Origin of the sequence: Conexibacter sp. SYSU D00693, from assembly GCF_017084525.1 — a bacterium.
GTDB lineage: Bacteria > Actinomycetota > Thermoleophilia > Solirubrobacterales > Solirubrobacteraceae > Baekduia.
The window spans coordinates 614,013-630,918 of sequence record NZ_CP070950.1 but is presented as its reverse complement, the minus strand read 5'-3'; the positions used below and the strand labels follow the sequence as shown (position 1 = coordinate 630,918).

Sequence of the window (16,906 nt, the reverse complement as noted above, 5' to 3'; positions counted from 1 at the left end):
GCCCCGTATTTGCAGCGGTTTTCCTACCCGTGCGGTTGGGCCGTCGCGACAGAATCCCCGGACTTTGCGGATTTCCGGCCGAGGTCCTCGGCGATCCGTCCACCCACCGCCGGATCCCTGAACGAAGCCGTTCCGACGGCGACGAGCGTCGCGCCCGCGTCGAGCAGCTGGCGGGCGTGCGACGACCGTTCGACGCCGCCCATGCCGACGACCGGCACGTCGACGCGCGCCGCGACCGCCGCGACCTGCGCCAGGGCCACCTGGCGCACCGCCGCGCCGCTCAGGCCGCCGGTCCGCGCACCGAGCCACGGCTCGCCGCCGACCATCGGCATCGCGCGCAGGGTGTTGATGAGCGAGACGGCGTCCGCGCCGTGCGCCGCAGCGGCCACGGCGACCGCCGCGACGTCCGCCGTGTTCGGGGTGAGCTTCACGATCAGCGGCTTGCTCGTGCGCGGGCGCACGGCGTCCATGACCGCGGCCAGCGACGCGGGGTCGGCGCCGATGTCCAGCCCGGTCTTCACGTTCGGGCAGGAGACGTTGAGCTCGAGCGCCGCGATCTCCTCGCGGGCGTCGCAGGCCTCGACGAGCTGGGCGAGCTCGTCGCCGGTCGAGCCCATGACGTTCGTGATGAGCGGCACGGGCAGCTGCGCCAGCTGCGGCAGGTCGTGGGCCAGGTAGCCCTCGAGGCCCTTGTTCGGGAGGCCGATGGAGTTGACCATCCCGGACGCGGTCTCGTAGAGCCGCGGCGGCGGGTTGCCCTCGCGCGGCGCGAGGGTGATCGTCTTGGAGACGAACGCGCTGAACGGGAAGCGCTCGAGCAGCGCGTCGCCGAAGACCTTGCGGGCGGCGATGGCGTCGAAGGTGCCCGAGCCGTTGATGACCGGGTGGGCCAGCTCGATGCCGAGGAACGTGAGGCTCAATGCGCCGGCACCTCCCGGAGCGCCGCGGCGTCCATGACGGGGCCGTCGACGCACACGCGCGCGTAGCCGCCCTCGGCCAGCGGGACGACGCAGCCGAAGCACGCGCCGAACCCGCAGGCCATGCCCGCCTCGAGCGCGAGCTGCGCCGGCACGGCGCGCTCGACGCACAGGCCGCGGATCGCCTCGAGCATCCCGGGCGGCCCGCAGGCGTAGACGACGGCGTGCGGGTCGCGGTCGAGCTCGGCGACCAGGAGGTCGGTCACGAGGCCGTGGTGGCCCATCGAGCCGTCGTCGGTGGCGACCTGCGCCGTGGGCAGCGTCGTGGCGACCTCGGCGTGGCGCCGGCCGCGGAAGCCCAGCAGCAGCGCCGGCGACTGGCCGGCGGCGTGCAGGGCGTTGGTCCACATCACCAGCGGCGGGACGCCGACGCCGCCGCCGCAGAGGACCGGCCGGCGGCCCTCGTCCGGCGCGCGGAAGCCGTGCCCCAGCGGGCCGGTGAGCCACACGCCCTCGCCCTTGAGGAGCTTCGTCAGCCGATGGGTGCCGGGGCCGACGTCCTCGAGCATGAACCACAGCCGCCCGTTGGCCGCTCCCATGCAGGAGAAGGCGCGCGGCAGGTAGGGGCGCTCGTCGTCGCCCGCGCCCCAGCCCGTCGCCGCGGCCAGCATGTAGAACTGGCCCGGCACCGGCGCGGGGCCGTCGCGGTCGGTGAGCTCGAGGACGACGTAGGCCCCGACCTTGCGGGCGGTGGTGACGACGCCGCGCCGCCGGCCGAACGGCGCCGCCGCCGGCTCGGCGGTCGCGCTCACGCCACCGCCTCGGGCTTGACCGCGTGCAGCTCCTGCAGCGACAGCACCTCGGGCGCGGCGGCCTGCCCGCGCACGATCGCCCGCGCCGCGCTGAGGCCGGCCGACAGCGTCGTCAGGCACGGCACGCCGCGGGCGGTCGCCGCGCGGCGGATCTCCCAGCCGTCCGAGCGCGCGCCCGAGCCGGTGGGCGTGTTGACCACGAGGTCCACCTGCCCGTCCTCGATGGCGTCGACGACGTGCGGCGAGCCCTCGCCGATCTTGTTGAGCGCCTGGGCCGGGATGCCCATCCGCGCCAGCGCCTCCGCCGTGCCGCGCGTGGCGACGATGCGGAAGCCGTGGTCGTGCAGGGTCTGGCCGATCGCCACGGCGCCCGCCTTGTCGTGGTCGGTGACCGACAGGAAGACCGTGCCGCTCGACGGCAGCGACGCGCCCGCCGCGGCCTGGGCCTTGGCGAACGCCGTCGGGAAGTCGCGGGCCACCCCCATGACCTCGCCCGTCGAGCGCATCTCCGGGCCCAGCAGCGCGTCGGAGCCCTCGAAGCGGTCGAACGGCAGCACGGCCTCCTTGACGCTCACGTGGCCGACCGACAGCGGGTCGGCCGGCAGGTCGAGGTCGCCGAGCTTCGCGCCGAGCATGAGCTCGCAGGCCTTCTTGGCCAGCGGCACGCCGATCGCCTTGGAGACGAAGGGCACCGTGCGCGACGCCCGCGGGTTGGCCTCGATGACGAACAGCTCGCCGCCGTGGACCGCGTACTGGACGTTGAGCAGGCCGACGACGCCGAGGCCGAGCGCGATGCCGCGCGTCGCCTCCCGGATGCGCTCGAGCATCTCCGGCCCGAGCGAGTGCGGCGGCAGGACGCAGGCCGAGTCGCCCGAGTGGATCCCGGCCTCCTCGACGTGCTGCATGATCCCGCCGACCCAGACGTCGTCGCCGTCGCACAGCGCGTCGACGTCGACCTCGATGGCGTTCTCCAGGAACCGGTCGAGGAAGATCTCGCGGTCGTCGCGGGCGTGGCGCTCGAGGTAGTCGGCCAGGCCGTCGACCGAGTAGACGATCTCCATCGCGCGGCCGCCGAGCACGTAGCTGGGGCGCACCAGCAGCGGGAAGCCGACCTGCTCGGCGCGCGTCAGCGCCTCGTCGATCGAGGTCGCCGTCGCGTAGGGCGGCGCCTTGTAGCCCAGGCGCTCCAGCAGGTCGCCGAAGCGCCCGCGGTCCTCCGCGAGGTCGATCGCGTCGACGCTCGTCCCGAGGATGCGCACGCCCGCCTCCTCGAGGCCGCGCGCGAGCTTGAGCGGCGTCTGGCCGCCGAACTGGACGATGACGCCCTCGGGCCGCTCGACCTCGAGCACGCCCAGGACGTCCTCGAGGGTCAGCGGCTCGAAGTACAGGCGGTCGGACGTGTCGTAGTCCGTCGAGACCGTCTCGGGGTTGCAGTTGACCATCACCGCGTCGCGGCCCGAGGCGCGCACGGTCATCGCGGCGTGCACGCAGCAGTAGTCGAACTCGATGCCCTGGCCGATGCGGTTGGGGCCCGCGCCGAGGATGACCACCGAGGGCGTCTCGCCGCGGTCGACCTCGTGGGACTGCTGGCGCTCCCAGCCCGAGTAGAAGTACGGCGTGCGGGCCGGGAACTCCGCCGCGCAGGTGTCGACCGCCTTGAAGGACCGGTGACCGGCGAACGGCGCCTCGGGGTCGGCGGCCAGGACGGCGAACTCGCGCAGGAACCAGAGGTCGATGCTCGTGCGCGCGTGGACCTCCTCGATCGTCGCGCCGCGGCGCAGCGCCTCGAGCAGGAGGTCGTAGCGGTCCGACGACGGGTGCTCGAGGCGTTCGAGCAGCTCCTCCGTCGCGACGCCCTCCAGGCGCGGGACGGTGTCCAGCTCGCGCGAGCGCATCGCCTTGGCGAACGCCTGGCCGAACGTCCGGCCGATGGCCATCGCCTCCCCCACGCTCTTCATGTGCGTCGAGAGCTCGGCGTTGGCGCCGGCGAACTTCTCGAAGGCGAAGCGCGGCCACTTGACGACGACGTAGTCGATCGTCGGCTCGAAGCTCGCCGGCGTGAGCTTCGTGATGTCGTTGGGGATCTCGTCCAGGGCGTAGCCCACCGCGAGGCGCGCGGCGATCTTCGCGATCGGGAACCCGGTGGCCTTCGAGGCCAGCGCGCTCGAGCGCGACACCCGCGGGTTCATCTCGATGACGAGGATCTCCTCGGTCTCCGCGTTCACCGCGAACTGCACGTTCGAGCCGCCCGTCTCGACGCCGACGGCGCGGATGACGGCGATCGCCTGGTCGCGCAGCTGCTGGTACAGGCGGTCGGTGAGCGTCTGCTGCGGCGCGACGGTGACGCTGTCGCCGGTGTGCACGCCCATCGGGTCGACGTTCTCGATGGAGCACACGATCACGACGTTGTCGTTGCGGTCGCGCATGACCTCGAGCTCGTACTCGCCCCAGCCGAGGACCGACTGGTCCAGCAGGACCTGGGAGATCGGCGAGGCGGCCAGCCCGCGGCCGACGATCGTGCGGAACTGCTCCTCGGTGCGGGCGATGCCGCCGCCGCGCCCGCCGAGCGTGAACGCCGGGCGGATGATGCACGGCAGCCCGATCTCGTCGAGCGCGCCCAGGGCCTCGTCGACGGTGGTGGCGATCGCGCTGGCCGGCATCGCCAGGCCCGCGCGCTCCATCGCCTCGCGGAAGAGGTCGCGGTCCTCGGCGCAGTTGATCGCGTCGTAGTTGGCGCCGATGAGCTCGACGCCGAAGCGCTCGAGCGTCCCGTCCTCGGCCAGGGCCTTGGCGAGGTTCAGCGCGGTCTGGCCGCCGAGCGTCGGCAGCAGCGCGTCGGGGCGCTCCTTCTCGATGACCTGGGCGACCGGCCCGGGCAGCAGCGGCTCGACGTACGTCGCGTCGGCGAACTCCGGGTCGGTCATGATCGTCGCCGGGTTCGAGTTGACCAGGACGATCTCGTAGCCCTCGTCGCGCAGGACCTTGCACGCCTGGACGCCCGAGTAGTCGAACTCCGCGGCCTGGCCGATGACGATCGGGCCCGAGCCGAGGATGAGGATCTTGCGGATGTCGTCACGCCGCGGCATCACGCAGCCTCCTTGATGGACTCGATGAAGCGGTCGAACTGGTAGAGCGCGTCGTGCGGGCCGGGGCCCGCCTCCGGGTGGTACTGGACGGTGCCGCCCGGGACGTCGAGCAGCTGCAGGCCCTCGACGGTGCGGTCGTAGAGGTTCACGTGGGTGAGCTGGGCGGCCCCGAAGTCGGTCTCCCAGCGCACCGCCTCGTCGGTGTCGATGGTGTGCGCGCCGCCCGGCCCGACCACGGCGAAGCCGTGGTTCTGGGAGGTGATCTCGATGTGGCCGGTCGTCAGGTCCTTGACGGGGTGGTTGGCCCCGCGGTGGCCGAAGGGCAGCTTGAACGTCTCGAGGCCGACGGCCTGGCAGAGCAGCTGGTGGCCGAGGCAGATGCCCCACACCGGCTTCTTGCCGACGAGGTCGCGGATCGTCGCGACGATGTGGCCCAGCGCGGCCGGGTCGCCGGGGCCGTTGGCCAGGAAGAAGCCGTCGGCGTCCGTGGCCAGCAGCTCCTCGCTGGTCACCGAGCACGGGTGCAGCGTCACGCGCGCGCCGCGGTCGGTGAGGTGGCGGACGATCGACGTCTTGATGCCCGTGTCGATGGCGTGGATGCGCACCCCGTCGACCGGCCCGTGCGTCGTGGCCTCCTTCGGCGTCACCTCCCGGGCGAGGTCGCGCCCGACCATCGACGGCTCGGCGTCGATGAGGCGCCGCGCCTCGTCCTCGGACATCGTGCCGGGGAAGACGCCGCCCTTCATCGAGCCGGCCTCGCGGATGTGGCGGACCAGCGCGCGCGTGTCGACGCCCGTGACGGCCGGGATGCCGCAGTCGCGCAGCCAGTCCAGCCAGCCCATCTCCGCGTCGGGCGCGTCCTCGGCGTTGCGCGCGTCGCGCATGATCGCGGCGCGGGCCCAGACCCGGTCGCTCTCCATGTGCGCCGCCGACACCCCGTAGTTGCCGATGTGCGGGTAGGTGAAGGTGATGAGCTGGCCGGCGAACGAGGCGTCGGTCATCGACTCCTGGTAGCCGGACATGCCGGTGGTGAAGACGACCTCGCCGACGGCGGCGGCGTCGGCGCCGCAGGCATCGCCGTCGAAGCGGGTGCCGTCTTCGAGCAGGACGTAGGCAGACACTTAGGAGACGACCTCGAACTGGCGGGTGCGGAAGGCGACGGAGCCGGCCGCGACGGTGAGCAGGACGCGGCCGTGCAGGCGACGGCCGGTGAAGCAGGAGTTGGCGGAGCGGCTCTCCCAGCCGTTCTCGCCGGCGGTCCACTGCGCGGCGAGGTCGACCAGCGTGAGGTTGGCCTCCTCGCCCACGGCGATCCGCGGCAGCGGCAGGCCGAAGAGCGCGCCGCCGCTGGTGAGCCGCTCGACGACGAGGTCCAGCGGCAGGACCCCGGGCCGGACGAGCTCGGTGTGCACGACGGCGAAGGACGTCTCGAGCCCGGTGGTGCCCATGGGCGCCTGCTCGAAGGGGACCTCCTTCTCGTCGCGCGCGTGCGGGGCGTGGTCGGTCGCGATGCAGTCCACGACGCCCGAGCGCAGACCCTCGATGAGCGCCTGGCGGTCGGCCTCGGTGCCCAGCGGCGGGTTCATCTTCATCGACGTGTCCAGGCCGCGGACCGCCTCGTCGGTGAGCGTGAGGTGGTGCGGGCTGGCCTCGCAGGTCACCTGGATGCCCTGCTCCTTCGCGCGGGCGACGGCCTCGACCGAGTCGACCGAGCTCAGGTGCTGAAAGTGGACGCGCCCGCCCTCGTAGCCGGCGATCTGCGCGTCGCGCGCGACCATCGTCGACTCGCTGATCGACGGGATCCCGGCGACGCCGAGCAGCGCGCTCACCACGCCCTCGCGCATGACGCCGGCGCCCGAGAGCGACGGGTCCTCCTCGTGGAGGGCGAGCACGCCGCCGCACAGGCGCTGGTACTGCAGCGCCTTGCGCAGCATCCCCGCTGACACCACCGGGCGGCCGTCGTCGGTGAAGCCCGCCGCGCCGAGCTCGCGCAGTGCGGCCATCTCCGTCAGCTCCTGGCCGTGCAGGCCGCGGGTGATGGCGGGGACGAAGCCGACGGGCACGCGCGCGTCGCGCGCGGCGGCGTCGCGCAGCGAGCCGAGGATGGAGGGCGAGTCGAGGACCGGGTCGGTGTTCGGCATCGCCAGCACGGCGCAGAACCCGCCGGCGGCCGCGGCGCGGGTGCCGGTCTCGAGGTCCTCCTTGTGCTCCTGGCCGGGGGTGCGCAGGTGGACGTGCGGGTCGACGAAGGCGGGCAGCAGGTGCTTGCCCGCGCCGTCGACGACCTCGGCGCCGTCGGGCGCGTCGAGCGTCCCGGCGTCGGCGAGCTGGGCGACCTCGCCGTCGCGCACCAGGACGTCCATGGGCCCGTCGAGCGCCTCGCGCGGGTCGAGGACGTGCGCGCCGCGGACGAGGAGCGTCACGGCGGGCGCCGGGGCGCGGACCAGCAGCGACGCGGTCATGCGGTCACCGGCGTCGGCGCCTCGGTCCGCGCGCCCGCGAGGACCTCGTAGAGCACCGCCATCCGCACGACGACGCCCGAGGCGACCTGCGCGGTGATGACGGCCTGGGGCGAGTCGACGACCTCGCCACTGAGCTCCACCCCGCGGTTCACCGGCCCGGGGTGCATGAGCACCTGGCGCGGGTGCAGGCGCCGGCCGTTGACCTGGTAGGCCGACGCGTACTCGCGCAGGCTCGGGATCCACGCCTCGGTCATCCGCTCGTTCTGCATCCGCAGCGCGTAGACGACGTCGGCCTCGTTGAGCTCGTCGAGCGTGTAGCGGACCTCGCAGCCCAGCGCCTCCTCGATGCCGCGCGGGATGAGCGTCGGCGGGCCGGCGACGGTGACCTCGGCGCCCATCTTGCGGAAGGCGAGGATGTTCGAGCGCGCGACGCGGGAGTGCAGGACGTCGCCGACGATCCAGATCTTCGCGCCGTCCAGGGCGCCGATCCGGCGGCGCAGCGTGTGGACGTCCAGCAGCGCCTGGGTCGGGTGCTCGTGCTTGCCGTCGCCGGCGTTGACGACCGCGGCGGGCGCCCACCGCGAGACGAGCTCGGCGGCCCCGGCCCACGGCGTGCGGATGACGATCGCGTCGGGCTTGTGGGCAGTGAGGGTGAGGATGGTGTCCTTGAGCGACTCGCCCTTCTCGACGCTCGACCCGCTGGCCGAGAAGTTCACGACATCCGCGCTGAGGCGCTTGGCGGCGAGCTCGAAGCTCGAGCGGGTGCGCGTCGAGGACTCGTAGAAGAGGTTGAGCACGGTCCGGCCGCGCAGGGCGGGGACCTTCTTGACCTCGCGCTCGGCGACCTCGGCGAACGCGGTGGCGCGGTCGCAGATGCGCTCGATGTCCTGGCGCGTGAGCTCCTCGATGGAGAGCAGGTGCCTCATGCCGTCACCTCCGAGAGGGAGACGATGCGCACCTCGTCGACCCCGTCGAGCTCCTCGACGCGGACGTTCACGCGCTCGGCGCGCGAGGTGGGCAGGTTCTTGCCGACGTAGTCGGGCCGGAAGGGCAGCTCGCGGTGGCCGCGGTCGGCCAGGACGGCGAGCTGGACGCGGGCGGGCCGCCCGTAGTCGAAGAGGGCCTCGATCGCCGACCGGACGGTGCGCCCCGTGTAGAGGACGTCGTCGACGATGACGATCGTCGCGCCGTCGACGTCGAAGCCGATGCTCGTGGCGTGGACGACCGGCTGCTCGGTCCGCGACGACACGTCGTCGCGGTAGAAGGAGATGTCGAGCTCGCCGAGCGGCAGCTCGCGCTCGAGCAGGTCGGTCAGCAGCCCGTGCAGGCGGCGGGCCAGGACGGCCCCGCGGCGGTGGATCCCGACGACGGCGAGCCGCTCCGGGTCGCCGTTGCGCTCCACCACCTCGTGCGCGATGCGCACCAGGGTGCGCCGCATGTCGTCCCCGTCGAGGACGACCTTCTCGTGCTCCATCATCTGCTCCTTCCCGGCCTCACAGGACCGCGTTAAAGGACTCGTGCCCGCCGTCGACGGGCGTGCCCTCACGCTATCAGCGCGCCACGACGCGACGGGCGAGGGCCGACAGCGCCCGCGCCGGGGGCCCGGTGACGCGGTCCAGCGCCTTGGCCGCGCGCCACTGCCGGCTGCCGGTCTCGGCCTCGTCGTCGTAGGGGCCGTGCGCGCCCCGGTCCTCCTCGACGGGTGAGAAGACGTAGTCCTCCCGCGCGTCGGGGTCGATCGCCGTGTCGTCCTGCTGGCCCTCGACGTTCGTCCTGGCGAGGTACAGGTCGGCGGCGCGCGGCGCGAGCTTGTCGGCGGCGATGATCACCGCGGTGTTGCCGCCGACCCAGTGCTCGCGGTTGGGGTGCTCGATGGCGTGCAGGATCGCGTCGGCCGCGAGCTCGGGCTGGAAGAACGGCGCCACGGGCTTGGGCCGGCGCCGCAGGCTCGTGCGCACCCAGGTGAACTGCGGGGTGTTCAGCCCCGGCAGCTGGACCATCGTGACGCGGATCGACGAGCCCTCCTCGAGCAGCTCGACGCGCAGCGCGTCGGTGAAGCCGCGCATCGCGAACTTCGACGCGCAGTAGGTCGCCTGCAGCGGGATGGCGCGGTAGCTCAACGCGCTGCCGACCTGCACGATGGTGCCGCGGTCGCGCGGGCGCATCCGCGCCAGCGCGGCGAGGGTCCCGTGCACGGCGCCCAGGTAGTTCACCTGGGCCACGCGCGCGAACTCCTCGGGCGTGGTCTCGTGCACGCGCTTGAGCACGGCGGTCATGGCGCCGTTGACCCAGACGTCGATCGGCCCCAGCTCGTCCTCGGCACGCTGCGCGGCCGCCTCGACCGCCCCGGCGTCGGCGACGTCGCAGGGCAGGACGAGGGGCGTGCCGCCGGCCGCGCGGACCTCCTGCGCGGTGGCCTCGAGCTGGACGGTGCTGCGGGCGATGAGCGCGACGCGGTCGCCGCGCGCCGCGAGCATGCGCGCCGTGGCGCGCCCCACGCCGGCGCTGGCGCCGGTCAGGACGACGGTGCGGCTCATGCGGCCACCTCCTGCTTCGGGGTCTCGGTGGTCCGCTCGCGGGCCTCGCCGATGGCGTGCGCCGCACGCACGAGCCCGACGTGGGTCAGCGCCTGGGGGACGTTGCCCAGCGGCTCGCCGGTCTCCAGGTCGGCCATCTCGGCGAGCAGACCGAGGTCGTTGGCGCAGGCCGTGGCGCGGGCGAAGACCGCCTCGGCGCGCTCGACGTCGCCGGCCCAGGCATGGGCGGCGGCGAGCCAGAAGGAGGCGGGCAGGAACGCGGGCTCCTCGCGTCGGCGCTCGCTGCGCACGAGCAGGCCGTCGCGGCCGAGGCGCTCCTCGATCGCCGCGACGGTGGAGCGCATCCGCGGGTCGGTCGCCTCGAGGAAGCCGAACGACGGCAGGACGAGCACCGCGACGTCGAGCTGGTCGCCGCCCAGCGTCCCGGCGAAGGCCTGCAGGTCGTCGTTCCAGGCCTCGCGCAGGACGGTCCCGCGGACCTCGTCGGCGACCGCGGCCCAGTGCTCGGCGTCGGCGTGCGTGCCGAGCTCGCGGGCGAGCCGCACCCCGCGGTCCAGCGCCACCCAGCACATGACCTTCGAGGCGGTGTGGTGCTCGTCGCCGGCGCGCGCCTCCCACATGCCCGCGTCGGGCTCGCGCCACTGCTCGGCCGCGCGGTCGACGAGCTGGCAGAGGAAGTCCTGGGTGAAGTCGTCGAGGTCCAGGAGGTCGTGGTCGCGCAGCTGCAGCGCGACGTCGAGGACCTCGCCGAGCACGTCGAGCTGCTGCTGGCGCCACGCCGCGTTGCCCACCCGGACGGGCCGCGCGCCACCGAAGCCCTCGAGGTGGTCGAGCTCGCGCTCGTCCAGCTGGCGCTCCCCACCCAGGCCGAAGACGATCTGCACGTGCGCGGCCTCGTGGCAGCTCGTCGCCGCCTTGCAGATCCAGTCGAACCAGCGCACCGCCTCGTCGGCGCACGTGGCGTCGAGCAGCGCGCGGGCGATGAACGCCGAGTCGCGCAGCCAGGCGTAGCGGTAGTCCCAGTTGGCGTCGCCGCCCGGGAGCTCGGGCAGCGACGTCGTCCCCGCCGCGACCACCGCGCCCGTGGGCTGGTGCGTCAGGCCCTGGAGGACGCGGGCCGCGAAGGCCACCTGCCCGGCGTGCGGGATGCCGTCCTCCTGGTGCATCGCCGACCAGGACCGCCACGTCCCGACGGTCGACGCGAGCACGGCGGCGGCGTCCAGCGGGGCGGGCGGATCGGCGTCGATGGCGGGCACGCGGCGCACGACGAACCCGGCGGTCTCCCCCGCGCGCAGCGTGAAGCGCCCGGTGGCCTTGGCGCCGTCGACGTCGAGGCGGCCGCCGTCGACCAGGAACAGGCGCTCGGGCCCGCCGACGGTCTCCAGCACCCCGGCGGCGCGGCGCACCTGCGGGACGGCCAGGCCGTACTCCGGGCGCGGCACGAAGGCGACCTCCACCTCGACGTCGCCGTCGAGCGCCTCGACCGTGCGCACCAACGCGTCCATGGGGTCCATGCCGAGCTCGTGGCCGACCGCGCCGGGCCGCAGGGCCAGCGCGTCGGTCAGCCGCAGCGCCCCGCCCGGTCCCCGCAGGTCGCTGCGCAGCACGAGCGTCCCGTCCAGGTAGTGGCGCTCGCAGCGCTCGACGCCGCCGGCGGGCGCGATCCGGAACCGGCCCGCGTCGGGGTCCAGGAGCGACGTGAACGGGCTCGGGCCGTCGAAGCGCGGCCCAGGCCACCAGCAGACCTCGCCCTCGCGGTCGACGACGGCGCAGGACCGGCTGTCGGACAGGAAGGCCAGGTCGGCGACGCTGCGGCTCACGCGCGGTCTTCGACGGCCTTGTACGCGAGCTGCGTGAAGTCGGCGATCGTCTGCGCCGTCCACATGCCCGCCAGGAGCCGGGTGGTGCGCGGCGCGGCGACGAGCCCGACCGCGAAGCCCCCGGCGACCCACTGCGCCAGGCAGTACGGACAGACCAGCAGCTCGCCCATGGCCTTCTGGAAGCCCGTGCCGCGGGCGGCCTCGTCGACCTCCCCGTGGCCCGTCGACTCCTGGAAGCGCGTGAACGGCGCGCGGACGAAGGAGGTCACCTTGTCCTTGGCGATGAGCCGCGTGAGCTTCTGCGTCGCCAGGCCGACGAGGACGACGTCGGCGGCGCTCGGACGGTCGGGCACCTCGCGGCCGGCGGCGCGCGCGGCGAGCAACCCGCCGCCCAGCGCGGCGAAGAACGTGGCGGACAGCCCGGTGTAGGCGGCCAGCGGCCGGTCCTCGCCCGGCGGGGCGTAGCCGTCGGCGCCGGTCGCCTCGGCGACCCGGTCCTGCACGTCGGGGCTCATGGCCCTCTGCGCTACCCGGTCGGTGCGCGCGCGGATCGCGCCGTGGCGCGCTCAGCCGCGGTCGACGCGCAGGACGACCGTCGCCCCGGGCTCGACGGTGCCGACGGCGGGGACCTGGGCCGTGACGACCCAGTTGGACTCGTCGACGATCCCGAAGGCGCCGCCGCCGCGGGTGTCGACCTCGAGGCCGCGGTCCTCGAGGACGGCCCGGGCGACGTCGAGGCGCTCGCCCACCACGGACGGCAGCTCGACCTCGCCCGTGGGGCCCTGGTCGGGCCCGGGGTCGGTCGGCCGTGGGTCGGGCGCCAGCTCGGCCGTGACGGTCTGTCCCGGTGTGGTGACGGTGACGGTCTCGGGCGGCCCGGCCGGCCGGGCGCCGCCGAGGATCGCGATGAGCAGCACCCCGGCGAAGAAGCCGCCGGAGGCCGCGAGGGCGGTGCGGAGGTTCACGGAGCGGGCGCCGCGGCGGCCTGGGGACGGTCGCGCGCGGCCCGGTGCAGGACGGGGTCGCCCTTCTCGGGCAGCGGGACCTCGACGACGTCGAAGTCGCGCGGGACCTCGGTGTGGGCGAAGACCGCGCGGGCCTCGTCGCGCACCTGGCGGTGGGTGAAGCGGCTCGACACGTGCGTGAGGCACAGGAGCTTCACGCCGGCCTCGGCGGCCAGCTCGGCGGCCTGCCGGGCGGTCGAGTGGCCGGTGTCCAGCGCCCGCGCCAGCTCCTCGTGCACGAAGGTCGCCTCGTGCACCAGGACGTCGGCCTCGTCGGCCGCCACGCGGACCATGTCGCACGGCGCGGTGTCGCCGCTCAGCACGACCTTGCGGCCCCTGCGCGTCGGGCCCACGACCATGTCGGCCGTCACGTCGCCCACGGCCTCGCCCCGCTGCAGCGCGCCGAACGCCGGCCCCGGCTCCACGCCGAGCTCGCGCGCGCGGTCGGGGTCGAAGCGCCCGGGCCGGTCGTCCTCCACCAGCGCGTAGCCCAGCGCCACCCCGCGGTGGCGGACGCCCAGGGCATGGACGGTGAAGCCCTCGGCGAAGGGGACCTCGTCGCCCGGCTCGAGGTCCGTGAGGACGAGGTCGTAGGAGCGCGGGCGACCGGAGAGCTGCATGGCCGCCGTGACGAGCGCCGCGGTCCCGGGCGGGCCGAGGACCTCGAGCGGCTCGTCGCGGTCGCGCAGGTCGAAGGACTTCAGCATCCCCGGCAGGCCGAGCCAGTGGTCGGCGTGGTGGTGGGTCAGGAAGACCTGCGTGATGTCGGGCAGCCCCGCCTCGCTGCGCAGCATCTGGCGCTGCGTGCCCTCGCCACAGTCGAACAGCAGCTTGTCGGCCCCGCGGCGCACGAACGTCGCGGGCAGGCCGCGCCGGGCGGTCGGGGCCGAGCCGCCGGTGCCCGCGAAGAGCAGCGAGAGGTCCATCGACCCCGGAGGATAGGCGGGGCTAGGGGCGCTGCTCCTGCGCGCGCAGCAGGTCGCGGATCTCCGTGAGGAGCACGGCCTCGTCGCTGGGGATCGGCGTGTCGGCGTCGGCCGGCGGCTGGACGAAGCGCTCCTGGAGGCGCTTCATGGGCGCGACGATCACGAAGTAGATGACCGCGGCGACGATGACGAAGTTGATCGCGGCGGTGATCGTCGAGCCGTAGACCACGTCGGAGCCGTTGACCGTGAACTTCGCGCTGTCGAAGCGCGGGGTGCCGCCGATGATGCCGATGATCCCGCCGATGAAGTCCTTCGACAGGGCGGTCACGATGCCCCCGAAGGCGGCGCCGATGATGACCGCGACGGCGAGGTCGACGACGTTGCCGCGCATGAGGAAGTCCTTGAAGCCCTTGAGCATGGAAGCGACCGTAGGCGCCTCGCGCGCCGCGCGTGACAACAGGCGTTGCAGCTAGCCTGCGCGCCGCGATGGACCTCCGCGAGCAGATCGCCCAGCACCCCGGCTGGTACCACACCATCGAGCTGGCGCCGGGCGTCGAGACGCCCGGGTCGTGCGACCTGCGCCCGCTCGCGCCGGGCGCGCTGCCCCAGGACCTCGCGGGCAAGCGCTGCCTCGACGTCGGGACCTTCGACGGCTTCTGGGCCTTCGAGATGGAGCGCCGCGGCGGCGAGGTCATCGCGCTGGACCTCGACGACATCCGCCAGGCCGACTTCCCGCCCAACGCCCGCGCGGAGATCGAGGCCGGCTACGACCCGTCGCTGCCCTGGGGCTCGGGCTTCCGCATCGCCCATGAGGCGCTCGGCTCCACGGTGCGCCGCGTCACCGGCAACGTCTACGACCTCTCCAGGGAGCTCATCGGCGTCGACGGCGTGGACGTCGTGCTCTGCGGGACGATCCTCCAGCACCTCCGCGACCCGGTGAAGGCGCTGGAGAACATGCGCGGCGTGCTGCGCCGCGGCGGTGTGGTCCTCATGGTCGAGTCCTACTCGGCGCCCCTGAGCCGCCGCCACCCGCGCCGCCCCGTCAGCGAGTTCCGCCCCGCGACCCCCGGGTCGATCTACACCTGGTGGGTCCCGAACCTCGCGGGCCTCAACGCCTGGGCGCTGGCGGCCGGCCTCGAGCCGACGGGCGCGCCGGCGGTCCGGCACAAGCCCATCCGCGGCGCCGGCCCGGGCGACCGCATCGCGGCGCTGACGCTGCGGCCCAAGCCGCTGGGCTAGCTACCGCCGGCGCGGGACCACCGCGAAGGGCAGCCGCTCGACGCTGGGTGCCCCGCTGCCACGGGCGGTGAGGCGCAGCACGTAGCGGCCGGGACGCAGCCGGGCCAGCACGCCGCCACGGACCTTGCGCACCGAGGCGCCGGTGGGAGCGGGCGCGGTCTCGCGGTGCACGACGCGGCCGGTGCCGGCGAGGACCGCGACCTCGACGGTCGCCGGCGCTCCCAGCGCGAACCGGACGCGCGGCGCCCGGCGGCGCAGGGCGCCGCTGCGCTCGACGACCAGCGGGAACCGGCTTCCAGCGAGGGCGCTCGGCCCGGGCACCGCCCCCACCGCCCACACGAGGGGCGGGGCGGTGATCGCACCGACCTCGTCCGTCGTGCGTGCCTGGAAGGCGTGCGCGCCGGCGCGCAGGACCGGCAGGCGCACGAAGCGCGCGCACGGCGACCACGGGCCGCCGTCGTGGCGGCAGTCGTGGACGAACGGTCCGCGCGCGGTCTCCGACGCCGGCGGCCGCTCGCCGCTCACATCGACGTGGACCGTCGCCTTGGCCGCGGCGAAGGCCAGCACCCCGGGAGCCGGGTCCTCGCCGACCTGCACGCGTGCGGGCGCGGGGTCGCGCCGACCGTCGGCATCCACCGCACGGACCTCGACGAGACCCGCGAACGCCCCGAGCGCCACGGGGGACGAGCAGGGGACGAAGCCGCTGTCCCCGCCGCCCGCCGGCTGGAGGCGGCACTCGAAGCGCACGCCACGGTCCGAGCCGAAGGTGGCGACGACGGTGCGGTCGGCGGGCGAGGAGCCCGCCTTGGCGACCAGCAGCGTCCTCGGCGCTGCGATCCCCTGGGCCGCGCGGGCCGTCGGCGTGCCGGCACGGTGCACCTGCTCGCAGTCCCCGGCGACCCGGTCGCGACGGTCCGCGAAGACCCGGTCGCGTCCAGGTCCGCAGCGGACCACGCCGAGGACGGCGCCGCGCGCCCGGACCACGTCGTCGCCGCGGCCGGCGGAGACCACCACGGTGCCGGCGCCCCGTAGGCGGATCGTGTCGTCGCCGCTGCCCCCGAAGACCGTGCCGTCGCGGATCCCGCTCTGCAGGACGTCGTCGCCGGGACCGCCGTCGACCCGCTGCGGGCCGGGGCCGCCGTAGACGACGTCGTCCCCAGGACCCGCATCCAGGACGTCGCGGACCGCCGGGGTGTCGGCGCCCTCGATCCGCATGCCCCACAGGACGTCGTTGCCGGCGCCGCCGCGCAGGTGGTCCGGTCCGAGCCCGCCGAGCAGGACGTCGTCCTTCGACGTCCCCACGTGGCTGGCGCCCTCCGGCGGCGCGAGGTAGGTCACGCCGCGGGTGGGGTCCTGCAGGGCGTCGGTGATGAAGACCTGCTCGCACGCCGTGCCGGCGGCGCCCTGGAGGGCGCGGCTGCGGTAGTCGCTCGCCGCCGCCGGCGTGATCGTCGCGTACAGCGTGTCGAACCCCGACCCGCACTGGACCCGCACGGGCTCCGAGGCCTCGACCACGATGACGTCGTCGCCGGGACCGCCCCAGAGCTCGTCGCGGCCGCTGTCGGCGAAGAGGCGGTCGGCGCCCGGGCCGCCGTCCAGGTGGTCGATCCCGGAGCCGCCGTGCAGGACGTCGTCGCCCGCTCCCCCGGCGAGGCGGTCGGCGTCGGCCCCGCCCTCGAGCGCATCGTCACCGGTGCCCCCGCGCAGGACGTCGACGCCGAAGCCGCCGGAGCCGACGTCGTCCCCGGGTCCGCCGTCGAGCCGGTCGCGGCCCGCGGCGCCCGTCAGCGTGTCGTCGCCGGCTGCGCCGCTCACGCGATCCGGCCCCGTGTCGCCCGTGAGGAGGTCGTCGCCCCCACGCCCGGCGAGCCGGTCCGGGCCCTCGAGGCCATGCAGCACGTCGCGGCCCGCGCTGCCGCGCAGCACATCGGGACCGAACGTCCCGTCGCGGGCCGCCGCGGGGACCGGCAGCGCCGCCAGCAGCGCGACGACCACGGCTGGGGCCAGGGCGGCGGAGCCTCGCACGCGCCAGGAGGGATTCGAACCCCCGACTTCCGCCTCCGGAGGGCGGCGCTCTATCCACTGAGCTACTGGCGCAGCGTG

The 16,906-nt window shown here is 74.6% G+C and carries 15 protein-coding genes and 1 tRNA gene; 1 reads left to right on the top strand and 15 read right to left on the bottom strand.

The genetic code is table 11. From position 1 onward, the window contains the following. Positions 1 to 23: 23 nt before the first annotated feature. The 13 genes from JUB12_RS03180 to mscL all read right to left on the bottom strand — a co-directional run bounded on the left by JUB12_RS03180 (position 24) and on the right by mscL (position 13,982). Positions 24 to 920, bottom strand: a complete 897-nt coding sequence (locus JUB12_RS03180) for a dihydroorotate dehydrogenase (RefSeq protein WP_205698169.1) — start codon at positions 918 to 920, stop codon at positions 24 to 26. Then, complete coding sequence (locus JUB12_RS03175; protein WP_205698168.1) at positions 917 to 1,729, bottom strand: hypothetical protein; 813 nt, start codon at positions 1,727 to 1,729, stop codon at positions 917 to 919. Before JUB12_RS03175 ends, JUB12_RS03180 begins: the two co-directional genes overlap by 4 nt. Next, entirely contained in the window at positions 1,726 to 4,815 is a 3,090-nt protein-coding gene (carB, locus tag JUB12_RS03170) for a carbamoyl-phosphate synthase large subunit (RefSeq protein ID WP_205698167.1), read from the bottom strand. The genes JUB12_RS03175 and carB overlap by 4 nt, the downstream gene beginning before the upstream one ends. Continuing rightward, entirely contained in the window at positions 4,815 to 5,936 is a 1,122-nt protein-coding gene (gene carA / locus JUB12_RS03165; RefSeq protein ID WP_205698166.1) for a glutamine-hydrolyzing carbamoyl-phosphate synthase small subunit, read from the bottom strand. The genes carB and carA overlap by 1 nt, the downstream gene beginning before the upstream one ends. After that, positions 5,937 to 7,277, bottom strand: coding sequence for a dihydroorotase (locus JUB12_RS03160; RefSeq protein WP_205698165.1), 1,341 nt, complete (start codon positions 7,275 to 7,277; stop codon positions 5,937 to 5,939). Then, positions 7,274 to 8,203 carry an aspartate carbamoyltransferase catalytic subunit gene (locus JUB12_RS03155; RefSeq protein ID WP_205698164.1) on the bottom strand — a complete coding sequence of 310 codons (930 nt, stop codon included), beginning with the start codon at positions 8,201 to 8,203 and terminating at the stop codon, positions 7,274 to 7,276. The genes JUB12_RS03160 and JUB12_RS03155 overlap by 4 nt, the downstream gene beginning before the upstream one ends. Further along, entirely contained in the window at positions 8,200 to 8,751 is a 552-nt protein-coding gene (pyrR, locus tag JUB12_RS03150) for a bifunctional pyr operon transcriptional regulator/uracil phosphoribosyltransferase PyrR (protein WP_205698163.1), read from the bottom strand. The genes JUB12_RS03155 and pyrR overlap by 4 nt, the downstream gene beginning before the upstream one ends. A gap of 76 nt (positions 8,752 to 8,827) precedes the next feature. Beyond that, positions 8,828 to 9,814, bottom strand: coding sequence for an SDR family oxidoreductase (locus tag JUB12_RS03145; RefSeq protein WP_205698162.1), 987 nt, complete (start codon positions 9,812 to 9,814; stop codon positions 8,828 to 8,830). After that, positions 9,811 to 11,634: a glycoside hydrolase family 15 protein gene (locus JUB12_RS03140; RefSeq protein ID WP_205698161.1), complete on the bottom strand. Its 1,824-nt coding sequence runs from the start codon at positions 11,632 to 11,634 to the stop codon at positions 9,811 to 9,813. The genes JUB12_RS03145 and JUB12_RS03140 overlap by 4 nt, the downstream gene beginning before the upstream one ends. After that, a complete protein-coding gene (locus JUB12_RS03135) occupies positions 11,631 to 12,149 on the bottom strand; it encodes a DUF1360 domain-containing protein (protein ID WP_205698160.1) in 519 nt (172 codons plus the stop codon). Before JUB12_RS03135 ends, JUB12_RS03140 begins: the two co-directional genes overlap by 4 nt. Positions 12,150 to 12,200: 51 nt before the next feature. Further along, entirely contained in the window at positions 12,201 to 12,599 is a 399-nt protein-coding gene (locus tag JUB12_RS03130; RefSeq protein WP_205698159.1) for a PASTA domain-containing protein, read from the bottom strand. Then, positions 12,596 to 13,564, bottom strand: coding sequence for a ribonuclease Z (gene rnz / locus JUB12_RS03125; RefSeq protein ID WP_205698158.1), 969 nt, complete (start codon positions 13,562 to 13,564; stop codon positions 12,596 to 12,598). The genes JUB12_RS03130 and rnz overlap by 4 nt, the downstream gene beginning before the upstream one ends. 22 nt (positions 13,565 to 13,586) lie before the next feature. After that, positions 13,587 to 13,982 (bottom strand): large conductance mechanosensitive channel protein MscL, encoded by a 396-nt coding sequence (mscL, locus tag JUB12_RS03120; RefSeq protein WP_205698157.1) that lies wholly within the window; start codon positions 13,980 to 13,982, stop codon positions 13,587 to 13,589. Positions 13,983 to 14,050: 68 nt separating this feature from the next. Between mscL and JUB12_RS03115 the strand changes: the two genes are divergently transcribed. Further along, a complete protein-coding gene (locus tag JUB12_RS03115; protein ID WP_205698156.1) occupies positions 14,051 to 14,803 on the top strand; it encodes a class I SAM-dependent methyltransferase in 753 nt (250 codons plus the stop codon). On the opposite strand, the gene JUB12_RS03110 is transcribed toward JUB12_RS03115, so the two are convergent. Together JUB12_RS03110 and JUB12_RS03105 are read right to left on the bottom strand one after the other, a co-directional pair. Further along, complete coding sequence (locus tag JUB12_RS03110) at positions 14,804 to 16,828, bottom strand: calcium-binding protein (RefSeq protein WP_205698155.1); 2,025 nt, start codon at positions 16,826 to 16,828, stop codon at positions 14,804 to 14,806. After that, a tRNA-Arg gene (locus JUB12_RS03105) sits at positions 16,828 to 16,900 on the bottom strand. The genes JUB12_RS03110 and JUB12_RS03105 overlap by 1 nt, the downstream gene beginning before the upstream one ends. Positions 16,901 to 16,906: the final 6 nt, after the last annotated feature.

Coding starts and splice junctions, on each gene's coding strand:
- carB (WP_205698167.1), bottom strand. CDS start 4,815: ATGCCGCGGCGTGACGACATCCGCAAGATCCTCATCCTCGGCTCGGGC.
- JUB12_RS03160 (WP_205698165.1), bottom strand. CDS start 7,277: ATGACCGCGTCGCTGCTGGTCCGCGCCCCGGCGCCCGCCGTGACGCTC.
- JUB12_RS03155 (WP_205698164.1), bottom strand. CDS start 8,203: ATGAGGCACCTGCTCTCCATCGAGGAGCTCACGCGCCAGGACATCGAG.
- pyrR (WP_205698163.1), bottom strand. CDS start 8,751: ATGGAGCACGAGAAGGTCGTCCTCGACGGGGACGACATGCGGCGCACC.
- JUB12_RS03145 (WP_205698162.1), bottom strand. CDS start 9,814: ATGAGCCGCACCGTCGTCCTGACCGGCGCCAGCGCCGGCGTGGGGCGC.
- JUB12_RS03135 (WP_205698160.1), bottom strand. CDS start 12,149: ATGAGCCCCGACGTGCAGGACCGGGTCGCCGAGGCGACCGGCGCCGAC.
- rnz (WP_205698158.1), bottom strand. CDS start 13,564: ATGGACCTCTCGCTGCTCTTCGCGGGCACCGGCGGCTCGGCCCCGACC.
- mscL (WP_205698157.1), bottom strand. CDS start 13,982: ATGCTCAAGGGCTTCAAGGACTTCCTCATGCGCGGCAACGTCGTCGAC.
- JUB12_RS03115 (WP_205698156.1), top strand. CDS start 14,051: ATGGACCTCCGCGAGCAGATCGCCCAGCACCCCGGCTGGTACCACACC.